We start from the raw sequence: 18,548 nt of genomic DNA, 5'->3' as shown, positions 1-18,548 counted from the left end.
TCCTCGCCACACGCCCGGGATTGTTCCGGAGGACCCCATGCATCACTTCACTCGTCGTGCCGCTGCCCTGCTGCTGGCTCCCTGCCTTCTCGCCGGCGCGTCCGCCGCCCATGCGCAGACCGCGCCGGCTGAGGCCAAGGCGCCGGTCCGCACGGAAACCACCGCTTTCGACAATTGGGTGGTGACCTGCCGCGCCAGCATCGAGAAGGGCGCGAAGAAGACCTGCGTCGCCTCGCTCAAAGTGACCGAATCGAAGTCGAAAAAGACCGTGCTGCTCTGGCAGATTGGCCAGGACAAGGCCGGCGCCCCGACCTATCTCGTGCGCACCCCGCTCGGCGTCCGGCTGAAGGACGGCGTGCAGATCATCATTGCCAAGGGCAAGCCGCGCAAGGTCGACTACGCCTCCTGTGGCCGGGGCGGCTGCGAGGCCATCGGTCCGTTCGAGGACGCCTTCGGCAAGGAACTTCTCACCGCCAAGGAAGTCGTCGCGAGCTTCGTCCTCGCCAATGGCCAGACGGTCAATGTGAACCTGCCCATGGCGGGGATCGCCCAGGCGCTGCCGGCGCTGAAGGGCTGAGCGCGGGCCCCTCGGCCGCGCATTGAGGGCCGGCGGCGAATCGCCGATCGGCGCGAGCGCCGGGCGGCCTCTGTCATCCAAATGACCGGCAGGACGGGCCGATGCGCCCTTGCCCTGCCGGGCTTTGCGTCGTGGCGAGCCCCGCCTCCCGCGCCGGGCTGCCATGAAGTCGATTGCGCCAGCGCTGGCGAATGTTACATTTCATTCGAGATGTTGAACAATGCGAGCCTGGAACCGCACTTCGCGCGGCCGGCTCGACGGCTTCGGCCGGGGAAGTTGAAATGGTCGACGAGACCCAGATATGGGCCGGGGAGCGGGTGACGGAAACGTCCGCCGGCGACGAGCGGCCCTCTGTGCGTGTGCGTCCGAACGCGCCGCCCTATGGCGGTGCGGCGGGCCGTGACCCGCGCTCGGGTCCGCGCCCGCGCAACAACGACCCCTGCTATGCCGCGCTCGATCTCGGCACCAATAATTGCCGGCTGCTCGTCGCCCGCCCCACCGGCAGCGGCTTCCGCGTCGTCGATGCCTTCTCGCGCATCGTCCGGCTGGGGGAGGGGCTGATCTGCTCCGGCCGTCTCGGCGCGGCGGCGATGGACCGGGCGGTCGAGGCGCTGAAGGTCTGCGCCGCCAAGATCGAGGCGCGCCACATCGTCGATCGCCGGCTGATCGCCACCGAGGCCTGCCGCTCCGCTGTCAATGGCGCCGAATTCATCGACCGTGTGACGCGCGAGACCGGGCTCGAACTGGAGATCGTCGACCGCGAAACCGAGGCGCGCCTCGCCGCTTCCGGCTGCACGCCGCTGGTCGATCCCACTTCAGACGGGGCGGTGCTGTTCGATATTGGCGGCGGTTCGACCGAAGTGGTGTGGCTCGACCGGGTGGAAACGCGCGATGGCGGCCCGCCGGCGGCGGTGATCCGCGCCTGGGTATCGGTGCCGCTCGGCGTCGTTACCGTGGCCGAACGCCATGGCGGGGTGAAGGTGACCCGCGACGATTTCGAAGCGATGGTCAATGAGTTCACGCCGCATCTCGCCGGCTTCGTGCAGGCGGTGGGCCCGCATAATTGCGGCCGGCTGCATCTGCTCGGCACCTCAGGCACGGTGACGACCATTGCCGGCGTGCATCTCGACCTGCCGCGCTATGACCGTTCGCAGGTCGATGGCACCTGGCTCGGGGCCGAGCAGGTGCGGGTGGTGGTGGACAGGCTGCTGGCCATGCCCTTTGCCGAGCGCGCGGCCAATCCGTGCATCGGGGTGGAGCGGGCCGACCTTGTTCTGGCGGGCTGTGCGATCCTCGAATCGGTACGCCGGGCGTTTCCCTGCGACCGCCTGCGCGTGGCCGATCGTGGCCTCAGGGAAGGAATTCTGGTGGAACTGATGCGTGCCGATGGTGTGTGGCGTCCGAGGGGCGGAGCCTCGACGTGATTGACAAGCCCCAGCCCGGCAAGGGCGGCGAGGCGCGGCCGCTGAAGGTGCGGCTGAAGAAGGCCCGCTCGCTCAGTTCCTCCTCGCAGAAATGGCTCCAGCGCCAGCTTAACGATCCCTATGTCGCCCGCGCCAAGCGCGAGGGCTGGCGCTCGCGCGCCGCTTTCAAGCTGATCGAGATCGACGACAAGCTGAAAATCCTCAAGCCTGGCCTGCGGGTGGTCGATCTCGGCGCGGCTCCCGGCGGCTGGAGCCAGGTGGCAGCGAAGAAGCTAAAGGTGGACGAAGGCCGCGGCAAGATCGTCGCCATCGATCTTCTGGAGATCGACCCCATCCCCGGCGTCGATTTCGCCCAGATGGACTTCCTCAAGGACGAGGCGCCCGAGCAGCTCAAGGCCATGCTCGGCGGCGAGGCCGATATCGTCATGTCCGACATGGCCGCCAATACGACGGGCCACAGGGCGACCGACCATCTGCGCATTGTCGGGCTGGTGGAACTCGCCATCGATTTCGCCCGCCAGGTGCTGGCGCCCGGCGGCTGCTTCATCGCCAAGGTCTTTCAGGGCGGCACGGAAGGCACGTTGTTGGCGGACCTGAAGCGCGATTTCAGCGCCGTGCGCCATATCAAGCCGCAGGCGAGCCGGGCGGATTCAGCGGAGCTCTATGTGGTGGCGACGGGCTTCCGCGGCCGGCAGCGGGCGGCGCCGGAAGCCGATTAGAGCGTTTTCGAGCGAAGTGGATTCCGGTTCGCGTGAAGAAAACGCGACAAAACAAAGAATGAGATCATTTCACCGTTTCCATGAAACAGTGAAATGATCTAGCCCGCACTCCCCATCTCGCCCGGCGGCTCGGGTACCTGCGCGGGCTTCACCCGCCTCTGGGCGAGTTCCGCGCCGGCATTGGGCGGCAGGCGCAGGAAGAAGAACACCGAGCACACCGCGATCCCCGCCACGACCAGGAAGGCGACGCTGAAATCGCTGAGGGCGATGGTGCCGTCGCCGCGCCAGCTGCGCAGCCCGTCGAGCACCAGCGCCGCCACCGCGACGCCGGTGGAGATCGATACCTGCTGCGCCACGCTGGCGAAGCTCGTCGCCCGGCTCATCGCCTCCGACGAGACATCGGCATAGGAGAGGGCATTGGTGCTGGTGAATTGCAGCGAGCGGAAGAACCCGCCCAGCAGCAGCGCCCCGACCAGCACGAGATAGGGCATGCCCGGCCGGAACAGCGCCCCCACCGCGATGAAGGCGGCGGCGATGACGCAGTTCACCACCAGCACGCGGCGGAAGCCGAAAGCGCGGATGATGGGGGCGGCGGTGAATTTCATCGTCATCGCCCCCGCCGCCGAGGCGAAGGTAATCATGCCCGAGGCGAAGGGGCTGAGGCCGAAGCCGAGCTGCAGCAGCAGCGGCAGCAGAAAGGGCAGGGCGCCGATGCCGACGCGGAACAGCGAGGCGCCGACCACGCCGGCGAAAAAGGTCGGGATCTTCAACAGTGCCAGATCAAGGATCGGTTTCACCGTGCGCCGGGCGTGGCGCACATAGAAGCCCATCGACACCGCGCCGACGACGATGACGGCGAGCGCGAGCGAGGGCGCCACCGCGTGCTGGCCGAGCAGGGCGAAGCCGAAGACGAGGCCGGCAAGGCCGAGCCCGGACAGGCACATGCCCTTGAGATCGAAGGGCGGCACGTCCGGTTCGCGGATATCGGGAATGAACCGGCTCACCAGCAGGAAGCCGAGCACGCCGATGGGCAAATTGAGGAAGAAGATGTAGCGCCAGTCGAAATAGGTGGTGATGAAGCCGCCCAGCGGCGGGCCGATCACCGGCCCCAGCAGAGCGGGAATGGTGAGCCAGGCGAGCGCGGAAACCAGCTCCTCCTTCGGCACGGTGCGAAGAATGACCAGCCGCCCCACCGGCACCATCATCGCCCCGCCCATGCCCTGAAGGATGCGATAGGCGACGAAGTCCGGCAGCGAATGGGCGAGCCCGCACAGCAGCGAGCCGGCGGTGAAGATGGCGATGGCGGCGCGGAACACGGTGCGCGAGCCGAAGCGGTCGGCAAACCAGCCGCTCGCCGGAATGAACACGGCGAGGCTCAGCAGATAGGAGGTCAGCGCCAGCTTGAGCGAGATCGGGTCTTCGTGCAGATCGGCGGCGATGGCCGGCAGCGAGGTGGCGATCACGGTCGAATCGAGCTGCTCCATGAACAGCGCGCAGGCGACGATGAGCGGGACGAGACGTTCGGAGCGCACGGGCCGGTCCGGGATGGCGGGCGGGGGGAGACGAGCAGCTTTCCGGCTATAACGCCGCAATCGCGCCCCTGCGACCACAATCGCACGCACAAATCTGTCATCCACGCCGGTTACGCAGGGGCTTCCTGGCGCGTATCGGCATTGCGTTCTGCACAGAGATAGACGCCTAGGAAAGCGTACAAGGCCATGGTATGAGCCCTCGCCAACTCGAAGCGCGCGGGCGCTGTCACAAAGGCCCGGTTCGCTTCGTTTCATCCATCCATCGGGCGGGTCGGGAGTTGTATTCCCCTTGCCCCTAATCGGGAGTTGGCGATGTCGGTCTATGACGGCCTCGCGCGGGAAGCGCTCACCTTCGACGACGTGCTGCTGAAGCCCGGTCTGTCCGACGTCATGCCGGGCGAAGTCGATATTCGCTCGCGGGTGACGCGGAACATCTCGCTCAACATCCCGATCCTTTCCTCGGCCATGGACACCGTCACCGAATGGCGGCTCGCCATCGCCATGGCGCAGGCCGGCGGCCTCGGCGTCATTCACCGCAACCTCGATCCCGAGGTGCAGGCGGAGCATGTGCGCCTCGTCAAGAAGTTCGAGAGCGGCATGGTGGTGAACCCCGTCACCATTCATCCCGACCAGCCGCTGGCCGATGCGCTGGCGCTGATGAAGAACCACGGCATTTCCGGCATCCCGGTGGTCGAGCGCGGCCCGAACGGGCGCGGCGGCAAGCTGGTGGGCATTCTCACCAACCGCGACGTGCGTTTCGCCACCAATCCGGCGCAGCCCATTTCCGAGCTGATGACCAAGGAACGGCTGATCACCGTGCGCGAAGGCGTCGATCAGGCCGAGGCCAAGCGCCTGCTGCACAGCTATCGCATCGAGAAGTTGCTGGTGGTGGACGATGAAGGCCGCTGCGTCGGCCTGATCACCGTCAAGGACATGGAAAAGGCCGTCACCAACCCCAACGCGGCCAAGGACGAGCAGGGCCGCCTGCGTGTCGGCGCCGCCACCACGGTGGGCGAGGACGGCTATCGCCGCGCCGAACTGCTGATCGAGGCCGGTGTCGATCTCGTCGTGGTCGACACCGCGCACGGCCATTCCCGCAAGGTGCTGGACCAGGTGAGCCGCATCAAGACGCTGTCCAACAGCGTGCAGATCCTCGCCGGCAATGTCGCCACCGCCGAGGCGACGCAGGCGCTGATCGACGCCGGCGCCGACGCGATCAAGGTCGGCATCGGGCCGGGCTCGATCTGCACCACCCGCATCGTCGCCGGTGTCGGCGTGCCCCAGCTCACTGCCATTCTCGACGCGGTGGACGCGGCGAAGAAGAGCGATGTGCCCGTGATCGCCGATGGCGGCATCAAGTTCTCCGGCGATCTCGCCAAGGCGCTCGCCGCCGGCGCGGACTGCGCGATGATCGGCTCGCTGCTGGCCGGCACGGATGAGAGCCCGGGCGAGGTCTATCTCTACCAGGGCCGCTCCTATAAGTCGTATCGCGGCATGGGCTCGGTGGGGGCGATGGCGCGCGGCTCGGCCGACCGCTATTTCCAGGCCGAGGTGAAGGACACGCTGAAGCTGGTGCCGGAAGGCATCGAGGGTCAGGTGGCCTATAAGGGACCGGTGGGCGGCGTTCTGCACCAGCTTGCCGGTGGCCTGCGCGCCGCCATGGGCTATGTCGGTGGCGCCACGCTGCGGGATTTCCGCGAGAAGGCGCAGTTCGTGCGCATCTCCGGCGCCTCGCTGCGCGAGAGCCATGTGCACGACGTGACCATCACCCGCGAGAGCCCGAACTATCCGGGGGCCGTCTGAGCGTCGGCTTTGGCCGGCGCCGCACCGAGGAAGGAGGGCTGATCCATGTACGTCACTGCCACGCTGTTGCCCGTGTTCGTGCAGGTCGCCCTTACCTTCGCCGTGCTGTTCCGGCTGGGGGCGGTGCGTCTCAAGGCCATCCGCGCCGGCGGGCTGGTGCGCGAGGAGGTGGTGCTGGGCGACACGGGCTGGCCGCCGATCGTGCGGCAGGCCAGCAACTGCTTCCGCAACCAGTTCGAACTGCCGGTGCTGTTCTATGTGCTGGTGGTGCTGGCACTGCTGACGCGCCAGACCAGCGTCCTGTTCCAGGTGCTGGCCTGGCTGTTCGTCTTAAGCCGCATCGTCCACGCCATCGTCCACACCACCCACAATGATGTGGGCTGGCGCTTCGGCGCCTTCGCCTTTGGCGCGCTGGTTCTGCTGGCGATGTGGGTGCTGTTCGCGCTCGCGATCCTGCTGGCGCCGGCGCTGCCGTAAACCTTTGGTATTGGAGTTGAAATGACGCCGGCTGCCAGGCTTTCCGCCGCCATCGAGGTGATCGGCACGATCCTCGCCGAACGCCGTCCGGCCGCCGACGTGCTGAAGGATTGGGGCCGCAGCCACCGCTTCGCCGGTTCGGGCGACCGGGCGGCGCTGGCCTCACTGGTCTATGACACGCTGCGCCGCCGCGCCTCCGCCGCCTGGATCATGGGCGAGCGGGTCGGCGAGGAGACACCGCGCGGGCTGGTTCTCGGCATGCTGAAGGTGGCACGCGGCCTCGATGTCGACGCCATCGCCGCCTTGTGCGACGGCGGGCGCTTCGCCCCCGCGCCGCTGAGCGACAATGAGCGCCAGCATCTTTCTCAGGCAAACCTCGACGACGCGCCTGCGCCGGTGCGCGGCGACTACCCGGAATGGCTCGACGCCCCGCTCGCCGCCGTGTTCGGCGACGCGCGTGCGGAGGAGGGTGCGGCGCTGGCCGAGCGCGCGCCGCTCGACCTCCGGGTCAATTCGCTGAAAGGCGATGTGGAGAAGGTCGGCGAACTCATCGCCCATCTCGCGCCGACTCCCGGCGCCTGGTCGCCGCTCGCTTTGCGCATCGCGCTGGAAGCCGACGGCAAGGCGCCGCCGCTCACCTCCGAGCCGGCCTATCTCAAGGGGCTGGTGGAGATCCAGGACGAAGGCTCGCAGATCGCCGCCATCCTTGCCGCCCCGCCGCGCGGCGGGCAGGTGCTGGATTTGTGTGCCGGCGGTGGCGGCAAGACGCTGGAACTCGCCGCCCTGATGGATGGTGCCGGCCAGCTCTACGCCTATGACGACGATCTGCGCCGCCTCGCGCCGATCCATGAGCGGGTGCAGCGCGCCGGCGCCCATAATGTTCAGGTCCGCTCGCCGCGCGGCAAGGCGGATGTGCTGGAAGACCTTCCCGGCCGTATGGATCTCGTTCTGGTCGATGCGCCCTGCACCGGCACCGGCACCTGGCGCCGCAACCCGGATGCGAAATGGCGCATGCGCCCGGGCGCGCTCGCCGAGCGAGTGAAGGAGCAGGCCTCCATCCTCGACGCCGCCGCCCATTATGTGAAGCTTGGGGGGCGGCTGGCCTATGTCACCTGCTCGCTGCTGGACGAAGAGAATGTCGACCAGGTGCGAGGCTTCCTCGCCCGCCATCCCGGCTTCCACCTCGTGCCGCCGGCGGAAGCCGCGCTGGCGCTCGGCGAGCGCGGCATCACGCTGCGCGCCGCCGCGCTGGAGCGGCCCGAGGGCCTGCTGCTGACCCCGCGCCGCACCGGCACGGACGGCTTCTTCATCAGCCTGATGGTGCGTGCCGACCAAGCCGGATAAATGAACGCCACCGAGACCGCCCGCGCCGCCGAGAGCCACGAGACAGAGCCCGCCATGACCCAGTTTGAACCGACCGCCGCCACCGCCGAGCACGACACGATCCTCATCATCGACTTCGGCTCGCAGGTCACGCAGCTCATCGCCCGCCGCGTGCGCGAGGAGGGGGTCTATTCCGAGATCGTGCCGTTCCAGAGCGCGGCGGAAGCTGTGCGGCGGCTCAATCCGGTCGGCATCATCTTCTCCGGCGGCCCGGCTTCGGTGATGGACGAAGGCAGCCCGCGCGCGCCGCAGGAGGCGTTCGACCTCGGCGTGCCGATCTTCGCCATCTGCTACGGCCAGCAGACCTGCGCGCTGCAGCTCGGCGGCGAGGTGGAGGGCGGCCACGCCGCCGAATTCGGCCGCGCCGAGGTGACGGTGCACAAGCCCAGCGCGCTTTATGACGGCGTGTGGGAGGTGGGCGAGCGCTATCCCGTGTGGATGAGCCATGGCGACCGCGTGACCCGCCTGCCGCAGGGCTTCGAGGTGGTAGCCACCTCCGAGAACGCGCCCTTCGCCGTGGCGGTGAATGAAGAGCGGCGCATCTACACCACCATGTTCCATCCGGAAGTGGTGCACACGCCGCATGGCGCGGCGCTGATCCGCAATTTCGTCCGCAAGATCGCCGGCGCCCGCGGCGACTGGGGCATGCGGGCCTATCGCGAGGAATCCATCCGCCGCATCCGCGAGCAGGTGGGGTCGGAGAGGGTGATCTGCGGCCTTTCCGGCGGCGTCGATTCCTCTGTCGCGGCGGTGCTGATCCATGAGGCGATCGGCGACCAGCTCACCTGTGTCTTCGTCGATCACGGGCTGCTGCGACTCGGCGAGGCGCAGAAGGTGGTGACGCTGTTCCGCGACGCCTACAACATCCCGCTGGTGCATGTGGATGCCTCCGAGATGTTCCTCAGCGCGCTGGAAGGGGTCACCGACCCCGAGGTGAAGCGCAAGACCATCGGCAAGCTGTTCATCGACGTGTTCGAGGCGGAAGCCAAGAAGGTCGGCGGCGCCGCCTTCCTCGCCCAGGGCACGCTCTATCCCGATGTGATCGAGTCCGTCTCCTTCACCGGCGGCCCCTCGGTGACGATCAAGAGCCACCACAATGTCGGCGGCCTGCCCGCGCGCATGAACATGAAGCTGGTGGAGCCGCTGCGCGAACTGTTCAAGGACGAGGTGCGGGCGCTCGGTCGCGAACTCGGCCTGCCGGACGTGTTCGTCGGCCGCCACCCCTTCCCCGGGCCGGGTCTCGCCATCCGCTGCCCCGGAGAGATCACCCGCGAGAAGCTCGACATCCTGCGCCTCGCCGATGAAATCTACCTCGAAGAGATCCGCCGCCACGGGCTTTACGAGGAAATCTGGCAGGCCTTCGCCGTCATTCTGCCGGTGAAGACCGTGGGCGTGATGGGCGATTTCCGCACCTATGACTATGTGGTCGGCCTGCGCGCCGTGACCTCGGTTGACGGCATGACGGCGGATTTCTACCCGTTCGACATGGCCTTCCTCGGCCGGGTCGCCACCCGCATCGTCAACGAGGTCAAGGGCGTCAACCGCGTGGTCTACGACGTGACCTCCAAGCCGCCCGGGACCATCGAGTGGGAGTGACGCGGGACAACATCCGCGGCGGGCTCAGGTTCGATCTTGCCGGCCGTCTCGCTCAGACATATCTCCCAGCCGAGGTCGCCGGCGTAGCGCCATGCCATGCGGCCTTCGTGGTCTAGGGTGAACAGGTGCAGCCAGCGATTGTCGAACAGCGCGCGGACCTCCGGGTGACGTTCCAATATGCCGGCCACCGCCTCACGCGGGGCCTCGATCAGCACGGAAAGGCGCAGGGGTTCATGCGTCAGCCGCTCGCCATCATGCACGGATTGCCACGGCAAACCCGCGCGTAGCAGGCCGCCATTTCCTTCCACGACGCCAATGCCGCCAGTCACATTGTGCAGCAGCTTGTTGCCTGCTCCGAACACGTCGGGTGCGACGGTCGAGCCGTAATATTGCAGGCTGATCCAGCTGGCGACGACGACAGGTGCGGTCAGGATCAGCTCGAGCACGCCAAAGCCGTCGTCGAGCCGCCAGTCATAGTCGTGGAGAAAGGCTCTCCCGGCGAGATCCCGCCCGGCCGTGCGCGACCGAGGCGCGGCGATGAAGGCCTGGCACCCGGCCAGTGCCCATTCGGGGCGCAGCTCGGCCCAATTGCGGGCCCGATGCAGGATGTCGCCAGAGCGCTGTGCGCGCGGCAAGCGCAGGGCCCGTTCTCCCCGCGCGAGCACGCCGGCGGATGCCAGCCAGCGCTCCGCCCGACGGATATCCTCGGCATGGGCCGGGGAAGGATGGTCGGCGGTGTAGATGGTTACATCGTCGGTCGTCGTGTCGTGCAGGGCGGCCAGGAACAGCGTGTCGTCGGGGATGACGACGCCCCGCTCGACAAGACCGGCCCTTACCTCCGGGTCGTTGAGCAGCGAGGCCAGCAGCCGCGCATTCACCTCACCCGAATAGCCCCCGCACGCGCCGCAATTCAGCGCGCTGGCATGGGGATTGTTGACGACGCTGGCGCCGTGGCCGGCGAGGAGAACAAGCCGTGCAAAGCCTGTTGTGAGCGACATCGCCTGAAGCACGCGCATGGCCATCGTCAGCCGTGTGGGAAGGTCGAGCCCCTGCGCCGGGCGCGGCGCAGGTTCGTCTGGCGCGCTATGGCCGGTCAGTCCGAGTCCATCCCGCAGCAGCTTGGCGACATAGATCGGGCCGGTGGCCTCGACGAAAGCGAAGGAGGAAATGGCGGCCAGCTTGAAGCGCCCCCACGCGCGATGGGCGCGGGCGGTGATGCGGACGGCCAGGTCTGCCTTCGCGACGGCCGGCGTCGCGTCGCCCGCGCAGGTGAATACGCCCGGAGACAGCAGCACCGGCAGACGCGCCTCAACAATGTCCGAAGCGAAGCGGCGATGGCCGATGCCCAGGCCGAAGAACCCGGCAAAGCCAAGGGTTCGGATGCCGGGATCGAGGCTCTCGAGCGCGCGGCGGAACACTTCCGAGCGCACGTCGATGCAGAACGCCATTTGCAGCGTCGGACGCACGGGCGTTGCGGCAAGAGGCGCGCTTCCCGCCAACAGCGCATCGAGCCGCCTCTGCGCCGCGCGCTCGCTCGCTTCCTGCAACAGGGCGTCGATAATGTCCTCCGGGGAGGCGGAAACCGGCTCGGCATAGGCCGCGCGCGTGGCCTGCCACTGCGGCGCGAGCGGAGCGCCGAAATGGCGCAGAAGAGCCACCTCCCAGATCAGGCGGATGGCGAGGAGGTCGGTGACCGACGCGTCGGTGTCGCCGCCCAGCTCCGCCTGCCAGAGCCGATAGCGGGCGAGCTGACTCCAGCCGCCGAGCGACGCCAGCAGCCGGTGGAAATAGCTGTCCAGTGCCGCCCTGGGGAGGCCAAGGCGGGCGACACAGTCGATGATCGCATCTTCGGCCTTGGGGGGCGCCTCCGCCACTTGCCGTGCGAAGCCGGTGAGGCCGGCGATTTCGGGCGTCAGATCGCGGCTGGCGACGACCCGCCAGGCGGCATAGGTGCCGTCTGTCCGCGCAGTGGCCCAGAGGGCCTGACCCTGATCGAAGTGGCTGGCGGCCCAGTGGCCGATGCGCTCAGTGACCACGCCCGGCCAGTCGATCGCCGCAGCATCGCGCGCCAGATCGGCGACGGTCGGGAGCGCGTGAGGGGCGGGGCGTTCTGCCTTTAGGGCCTCCTTGAACGCGGCGAAGGTTGCCGGCCGGCGGGCCTCTGGCACGCTGTGGAAGGCCGCGTGCAGATCGTCCTCGGTCATCTCGCCGGAACGCAGCCGCGCCGCGTACCAGCTCCGTGGCATGGTCAGCGCGCTGCCCGCCGCGCGCCGCAGACGGGCGGTGGCCGTTGCGAGGGGCTCGCCGGTCTGGCCCAGGAAGGGATTGACCGCAACGCTGGAGGCGAGGGGCCAGAGCGGGGGAATAGCGCGCGCCGCCCGGTGGGCCGCCTCAAGCACGGCCTCGGGTGACAGCAGCGACGGAGTGATCGGGATCATCAGCATGGACTTGTCCTGGAACTTCTTCGGTCACGACGCTCTGGAGACGGACCAGCCGCCGAGGATGCGATCGAGGATCGTGTTGACATAAAGGCCGTTGGAGAGATGGACGCGCAGGCCGGCGGCGGCGGGATGCGAGGCCCAGAGCGGGAACAGCGCCTGCGCGACGGCCACCAGCCCAAAGCTCAGCACGGCAAGCGCCATCAGCGTCCATTCCAGCCGTCCTGGCGCCGGCGTCGTCGGGAGAAGCCCCCGCGTCAGCCATTCGGCCGCAGTCTGCAGCGCGAAGTAGCCGATGGCAGCGGCACCGGCGAAGAGTGCGGTCTTGCGTGTCAGCGGTCGCGGCGCGGCGTCCGCCAGGCCCTGCGCCAGCAAATAGGCGACACCGAAGATCAGGATGGCGCCGAGCGCGAGCGCCTGGGGCGACTTATGCTCGAAACCGAAGGCGGTGCCGAACGCCGCGCCGATCGCGGCATAGATGCCGAGCGCGATCAGGAAGGCGCGGCCGACCGCCAGCCCGTCCGGAACGGCGACCGGCCCCGGGCGTCGAAGGGCGGCCACCTGCTCCACCGCTCCGCCTGAGGCCAGGAACGCATGCGCCTTGTAGAGCGAATGGGCGACAATATGGAGCAGGGCGAGCGGAAACAGCGCCAAGCCGCACTGCAGCATCATGAAGCCCATTTGCGCCACCGTGGACCAGGCGAGCGAGGTCTTCACCGCCGGCTGCGTCAGCATCACGAGCGCGCCGAAAAGCGCGGTGAAACCGCCGATCATGGCGAGCACGGCGAGCACGCCGGGCGCGGCGAGCATCACATCGGCGAAACGGATCAGCAGGAAGCCTCCCGCATTGATCACCCCGGCATGGAGGAGGGCCGAGACCGGGGTCGGGGCTTCCATCACCTCCGTGAGCCAGCCATGGGTCGGGAACTGCGCCGATTTCAGCAGGGCGGCGAGCGCGAGCAGGGCGGCCGCCGTAACCACCAGCCAGGAGCCGTCGCTGTTGCGCGCCAGCGCGTTGATGGTGGCGATCTCGCTCGTGCCGGCATTCATCCATAGGAGAGCGCCGGCGATCACCAGCGCGGTGGCGCCGATCGCGGAGAACAGGCGCTTCTTGCGGGCGGCGCGCTGCGCCGCCGGGCGCTCGGGATAGAACAGAAGCAGGCGATGCAGCGCGGCGCTGGTGGCGATCCATGCCAGAACCAGCTGGATGACATTGCCCGCAAGGACAAGAGCCAGGACCGCCGCGAGCGTCGCGCAGAGCCAGCCGAGGAACAGGCCCTGCCGCGCCTCGCCATCGAGATAGGTGCGCGCGTATCGCACCACGATCCAACCGATGAAGGTGACAAGCAGGAGCATGGTCGCGCTGACCGCGTCGAGCCGGATCGACAGGCCGATGCCCGACCAGCCGACCAGCGCGCTGTCGCCGGGGCCGCGCAGGATCAGAGCCGCGAGCGACGCGAGCGCGATCAGCAGCGCGCCGAGGGCCGCGCCCTCCGCGATCGCGGGCACAAAGGGCGGGCGACGGCCTTGCCGCGCGAACCCGGCGAGGGCGGCGAACAGCAGCAGGAGCGGAGCGATGAGCGGGAGCAGATAGAGCGACAAGGCGGGTCCCCTGCACGAATGGCGGTTGGCGGCCTTGGTTATCGATGCGCGGCATCGAATAAAAATTCATTGTCGGCGCTAAATCGTTCGCTAAAATCGAACGTCATGTCGTCGCTGAATTACAACCATCTGCGCTATTTCTGGGCGGTCGCGCATGACGGCCATCTGACCCGCACCGCCGAGCGGCTCAATCTCACCCAGTCGGCGCTCTCGGTGCAGATCCGCAAACTTGAGGAACGGTTGGGCCATGCGCTGTTCGAGCGTCGTGGGCGGCAGTTGCATCTGACGGAGGCCGGCAAGATCGTCCTCGACCATGCCGACGCGATTTTCGCGACGGGCGATGAACTACTGGGGACGCTGCGGCAGACAGGAGCGGCGCGGCAGGCGCTGCGGGTCGGTTCGCTCGCAACGCTGTCGCGCAATTTCCAGATGGAATTCCTGCGCCCGGTGCTTGGCCGCACGGATATCGACCTCGTTTTGCGATCAGGCAGCGCGGGCGAATTGCTGCGGGCGCTGGAGGCGCTCAATCTCGATGTCGTTCTGCTGAATCAGGCGCCGGCCGGTGATGCTCTCACGCCCTTCGTCACCCATCGTCTGGCGGAGCGTCCGGTGAGCCTTGTCGGAACCCCGGACCGGCTGGGCCATGCCGCAAGCTTCGCCGAACGGCTTCGGCGCCATCCCATCATCCTGCCGACGGTGGAAAGCCCTGTGCGCATCGGATTCGACGCCTTCGCCGATCGCCTCGGCGTCCGGCCGCAAATCGTGGCGGAAGTCGAGGATATGGCGATGATGCGCCTTCTCGCTCGCGAGGACATCGGGCTGGCCGTTCTTCCGCCAATCGTCGTCAAGGACGAGATCGCGGCGGGCGTGCTGGTGGAAGGCGATCAATTGCCGGGCATCGTTGAGACGTTCCACGCCGTCACCATGGCGCGACGTTTCCCAAATCCCCTGGTGCGGCTTCTGCTCCAGCCGGCGCACATGCCGGCCCCCGCCGAAATCTAGACGATTGCCCGGAAGCTGCGGCCGATACGGGCGCCGTTGTGCGACCGAACGAAATTACCCCTGCGGGGCGGAACTCGCCTGCATCAGGCGCGTTTAGGCACGTCGAGGTCCCTTCCGGCGGGAGGCAGGGCCCACTCTTGGGTCATGGGGTGTGAAGTGCGGCTGGACGAGAGCGTCGTAAACACCGATCGCGCATTCATTGCCGGCGGTGGCCCCCTTGCGCGACGCATTGCGGCGTTTGACTGGTCCGCCACGCCGATTGGTCCGCTGGAAGGCTGGCCGGCCAGCCTTCGCCACACTGTCAGCCTGATGCTCGCGAGCCCGGTGCCGCTCGTCCTGCTGTGGGGCGAGCACGGGGTGATGATCTACAACGACGCCTATTCGGTCTTTGCCGGCGGGCGTGACAGCCGCCTGCTGGGCTCCAATGTCCGGGAAGGCTGGCCGGAAGTCGCCGATTTCAACGACAATGTCATGCGGGTCGGCTTGGCGGGTGGCACGCTGTCCTATCGCGACCTGCCGCTGACCCTGCACCGCGACGGTCATCCCGAACAGGTTTGGCTCAACCTCGATTACTCGCCCGTGGCCGGTGACGACGGGGCGCCCGCCGGCGTCATCGCCGTGGTGGTAGAGGTCACGGAGGCGCATCACACGCGGGTGGCGCTGGAAGAGAGCGAGACACGGCTGCGCTTCCTTGACGATCTCGGCCGCGCCGTGGCCGGCTCGCATGATGCGGCCGACATTCTCGCCATCACCACGCGAATGACCGCCGAGCACCTCCACGTCTCTATCTGCGCCTATGCCGATATGGACGAGGATGAGGACGGCTTCACCATTCGCGGTGATTGGCACGCGCCCGGCTCACCCTCCATTCTCGGCCGCTACCGGTTGAGCGATTTCGGCAGTCATGTCAGCCATTACCTGCGGGGCGGGCGTCCGCTGATCTTGCGCGACACGAATGTCGAACTGGCCGCGCAGGAAGCGAGGGCCTTCGCCACTCTCGGGATCGCGGCGACGATTTGCATGCCGTTGGTCAAGGATGGTCGCCTCATCGCGCTGATGGCCATCCACGACAAGCGTCCCCATGACTGGTCGGACTATGAGCTGAGCGTCATCCGCGAGGTCACGGAGCGATCATGGGCTCATATACAACGTGCCGCCGTGGAGGGGGTGCTGCGCGAGCGCGAGGCCCATCACCGCCAGATACTCGATAGTGCGATCGACTACGGCATCGTCTCCACCGATCTCGACGGTCTGTGCACGCTCTGGAACCGGGGAGCCGCCGAGATGCTTGGCTGGAGCGAGGAGGAGATGCTCGGCCAGCCCATGGACACCTTCTTCACCGCCGAGGACCGGGCGGCGGGCCGGCCGGCGGCGAAACGGCGGGAGGCACTGGAGTCCGGCCGGGCGCATGACGCGCGCTGGCATCTGCGCAAGAATGGCGAGCTCTTCTGGGGCCTCAGCGAGATGATGCCGCTGCGTGACGAGAACGGCCGGCCGATCGGCTTCGTCAAGCTCATCCGCGACCGAACGGCCGAGTATGAGGCGCAGGAGGCGCTGCGCCAGAGCGAGGAGCGGCTGCGTCGCGCCCAGGCGGCGGGCGGCGTCGGCCTGTTCTCCATCGATCTGCGCACCAATCTCATCAGCGCGACTCCCGAATTCTGTCGCCTGTTTGGCTTCGCGCCTACCCCGGAGATGCCGGCCGAGAGGATTGAGGCGCTGGTGATCCCCGAAGATGCCGGCATCGTCTCCAACGCTGCGAGCCGGGCCGCCGGGGTAGCGCTTCTCGATGTCGAGTACCGCATCCGCCGCCACGACACCGGCGAGGAGCGGATCATGGCCCGCAAGGCTGGATATGACCGCGACGAGGCGGGCGTGCCGCTGCGGCTGGTCGGCGCCGTGCTCGATGTCACCGAGCGGCGCCGCACCCAGATGGCGCTGGAAAAGAGCGAGGCGCAGTTCAGCGCGCTGGCGCAGAACATGCCCAACCAGGTGTGGACGGCGCGGGCCGATGGTGGGCTCGATTGGTTCAACGACCAGATCTACGCCTATTCCGGGACGGAGCGCGGCAGCCTCGACGGCGATGGCTGGACGCAACTGGTGCACCCCGACGACCTTTCCGGTGCCCGCGAGCGGTGGGCCCAGGCGCTTGCCTCGGGCGACACCTATGAGGCCGAGTTCCGCCTGCGCGCCGCCGATGGCGTCTATCGCTGGCATTTGGCCCGCGCCGTGCCGCTTATCGATGCGCGTGGTGCCATCACCGCCTGGGTGGGCACCAATACCGACATCGAGGCGCAGAAGCGTGCGGAGGAAGCCTTTGCCCAGGATCGCGACCGGCTCTGGCGGATCAGCCAGGACCTGATGCTCGTCTGCGATTTCGAGGGCGTCATCACGGCTGTCAACCCTTCGGCCGAGCGGCTTCTGGGGTGGGACGAGGCCGAGATGGTGGGCCGTAAGATTGGGGAGTTCCTGCATCCCGAGGACCTGGAAGCAACCACGCTCGAACTGCAGAAGTGCTCGGACGGGCGAACCACCGTCGCCTTCGAGAACCGCTATCGCACCAAGGCGGATGAGTACCGCCTGCTCGCTTGGAGCGCGGTCCCCGGGAATGGACGAATCCATGCCGTGGGGCGCGATATCACCGAACAGCGCTCGGTGGAGGAAGCGCTGCGCCAGAGCCAGAAGATGGAGGCGGTCGGCCAGCTCACCGGCGGCATCGCCCATGATTTCAACAATCTGCTGCAAGGCATTACCGGCAGCCTCGACATTCTCGGCAACCGCATCGCGCAGGGACGTACGGATGATCTCGCGCGCTGGGTGGGTGGGGCGAAGACCTGTGCCGACCGCGCCGCCTCGCTCACCCACCGGCTGCTCGCCTTCTCGCGCCGCCAGCCGCTCGACCCGCGCCCCGTGCGGGCCAACCCGCTGATCGCCTCGCTGGAGGACATGCTGCGGCGCACATTAGGCGAGCGTATCGAACTGGAGCTGGTGCTCGGCGGGGGCCTGTGGCTGACGCGCTGCGACCCCAATCAGCTAGAGAGCGCCATTCTCAACCTCGCCATCAATGCGCGCGATGCGATGCCGGAAGGCGGCAAGCTGACCATCGAGACCTGCAACGCTCATCTCGACAGCCACTTCGCCGCCCGCCAGCGCGAGGTGAAGCCTGGCCAGTATGTCTGCATCTGTGTCACCGACACCGGCACCGGCATGAGCCGGGAGACCATTTCCCGCGCCTTCGAGCCCTTCTTCACCACCAAGCCGATCGGGCAGGGGACCGGGCTCGGCCTTTCCATGGTCTACGGTTTCACCCGCCAGTCCGAAGGCTATGCCCGCATCTACTCCGAACTGGGGCAGGGCACGACGATCAAACTCTATCTGCCGCGCTATCGTGGCCAGGAGGAGATCGAGGAAGGCGGGAGCAGCCTCAGCGAGGCCCCGGGTTCGGAGGATGGAGAGGTGGTCCTGGTGGTCGAGGACGAGCCCGTTGTGCGCGGCCTGATCGTCGAAGTGCTGGGCGAACTCGGCTATCGCGCCATCGAGGCGGGGGACGGGCCCAAGGGGCTGGAAATCCTCCAGTCCCGCCAGCGCATCGACCTCCTCATCACCGATGTCGGTCTGCCCGGCCTCAATGGGCGGCAGGTCGCCGATGGCGGGCGGGTCTCCCGGCCGCACCTCAAGGTGCTGTTCATGACCGGCTATGCCGAGAACGCGGCGCTGGCATCCGGCTTCCTCGAACCGGGCATGGCGATGATCACCAAGCCCTTCGCGATGGACGTACTGGCAACCCGCATTCGCGAGATTATCGAGAAATAGCCGTACCTTGAGCCGAGAGAGGCTGTAGGCCGCGGGGCGCCATAACCGGCCGACATGTTGCGCAGCATCGGTGCAGCGAGCTTATCGATATGCATTTCCCGCTCATGGCCATGCGACACCCCTTGTTTTTGTGCAGTGCAGCAACGATCTGGGGGAAGGGGCGTTAGCCTTTCGCCGTCCAGATA

General features: G+C 67.7%; 12 protein-coding genes. 9 read left to right on the top strand and 3 right to left on the bottom strand.

Features of this window, described 5'->3' with window-relative positions; translation table 11 throughout:
- Nucleotides 1–37: 37 nt before the first annotated feature.
- The 3 genes from K9D25_RS19170 (at nucleotide 38) to K9D25_RS19160 (ending at nucleotide 2,720) form a co-directional block, all read left to right on the top strand.
- Entirely contained in the window at nucleotides 38–577 is a 540-nt protein-coding gene (locus tag K9D25_RS19170; protein WP_244377413.1) for an invasion associated locus B family protein, read from the top strand.
- Between the two features lie 281 nt (nucleotides 578–858).
- Complete coding sequence (locus tag K9D25_RS19165; protein ID WP_244377411.1) at nucleotides 859–2,001, top strand: Ppx/GppA phosphatase family protein; 1,143 nt, start codon at nucleotides 859–861, stop codon at nucleotides 1,999–2,001.
- The gene (locus tag K9D25_RS19160) at nucleotides 1,998–2,720 is read left to right on the top strand and encodes an RlmE family RNA methyltransferase (RefSeq protein ID WP_244377409.1); all 723 of its coding nucleotides are present in this window, start codon (nucleotides 1,998–2,000) and stop codon (nucleotides 2,718–2,720) included. The genes K9D25_RS19165 and K9D25_RS19160 overlap by 4 nt, the downstream gene beginning before the upstream one ends.
- 98 nt (nucleotides 2,721–2,818) lie before the next feature.
- Here K9D25_RS19160 and K9D25_RS19155 read toward each other — a convergent pair whose 3' ends face one another.
- Nucleotides 2,819–4,252, bottom strand: coding sequence for an MFS transporter (locus tag K9D25_RS19155; protein WP_244377407.1), 1,434 nt, complete (start codon nucleotides 4,250–4,252; stop codon nucleotides 2,819–2,821).
- A gap of 312 nt (nucleotides 4,253–4,564) precedes the next feature.
- On the opposite strand from K9D25_RS19155, the gene guaB reads away from it, so the two are divergent.
- Genes guaB through guaA form a run of 4 tightly spaced genes read left to right on the top strand, consistent with a single transcriptional unit; the run spans nucleotide 4,565 to nucleotide 9,511 of the window.
- Nucleotides 4,565–6,055: an IMP dehydrogenase gene (gene guaB, locus K9D25_RS19150; protein ID WP_244377405.1), complete on the top strand. Its 1,491-nt coding sequence runs from the start codon at nucleotides 4,565–4,567 to the stop codon at nucleotides 6,053–6,055.
- Between the two features lie 45 nt (nucleotides 6,056–6,100).
- The gene (locus K9D25_RS19145) at nucleotides 6,101–6,532 is read left to right on the top strand and encodes an MAPEG family protein (RefSeq protein ID WP_244377403.1); all 432 of its coding nucleotides are present in this window, start codon (nucleotides 6,101–6,103) and stop codon (nucleotides 6,530–6,532) included.
- Between the two features lie 21 nt (nucleotides 6,533–6,553).
- Nucleotides 6,554–7,876 (top strand): RsmB/NOP family class I SAM-dependent RNA methyltransferase, encoded by a 1,323-nt coding sequence (locus tag K9D25_RS19140; RefSeq protein WP_244377401.1) that lies wholly within the window; start codon nucleotides 6,554–6,556, stop codon nucleotides 7,874–7,876.
- Nucleotides 7,877–7,930: 54 nt separating this feature from the next.
- On the top strand, nucleotides 7,931–9,511 hold the full coding sequence (gene guaA / locus K9D25_RS19135; RefSeq protein ID WP_244450928.1) for a glutamine-hydrolyzing GMP synthase: 1,581 nt from the start codon (nucleotides 7,931–7,933) through the stop codon (nucleotides 9,509–9,511).
- Here the strand turns inward: guaA and K9D25_RS19130 are convergent.
- Nucleotides 9,466–11,949, bottom strand: coding sequence for a YbcC family protein (locus tag K9D25_RS19130; RefSeq protein ID WP_244450927.1), 2,484 nt, complete (start codon nucleotides 11,947–11,949; stop codon nucleotides 9,466–9,468). The genes guaA and K9D25_RS19130 overlap by 46 nt on opposite strands.
- A gap of 30 nt (nucleotides 11,950–11,979) precedes the next feature.
- On the bottom strand, nucleotides 11,980–13,551 hold the full coding sequence (locus tag K9D25_RS19125) for a proton-conducting transporter membrane subunit (protein ID WP_244377399.1): 1,572 nt from the start codon (nucleotides 13,549–13,551) through the stop codon (nucleotides 11,980–11,982).
- A gap of 105 nt (nucleotides 13,552–13,656) precedes the next feature.
- Here K9D25_RS19125 and K9D25_RS19120 point away from each other — a divergent pair, with 105 nt between their 5' ends.
- Together K9D25_RS19120 and K9D25_RS19115 are read left to right on the top strand one after the other, a co-directional pair.
- The gene (locus tag K9D25_RS19120) at nucleotides 13,657–14,553 is read left to right on the top strand and encodes a LysR family transcriptional regulator (protein WP_244450926.1); all 897 of its coding nucleotides are present in this window, start codon (nucleotides 13,657–13,659) and stop codon (nucleotides 14,551–14,553) included.
- Between the two features lie 144 nt (nucleotides 14,554–14,697).
- Nucleotides 14,698–18,363, top strand: coding sequence for a PAS domain S-box protein (locus K9D25_RS19115; protein WP_432207897.1), 3,666 nt, complete (start codon nucleotides 14,698–14,700; stop codon nucleotides 18,361–18,363).
- Nucleotides 18,364–18,548 lie beyond the last annotated feature (185 nt).

It is taken from the genome of Ancylobacter polymorphus (assembly GCF_022836935.1).
Taxonomy (GTDB): Bacteria; Pseudomonadota; Alphaproteobacteria; order Rhizobiales; family Xanthobacteraceae; genus Ancylobacter; species Ancylobacter polymorphus_A.
The sequence above is the reverse complement of the archived record's forward strand: the minus strand, read 5'-3'. Positions and strand labels throughout refer to the sequence as shown.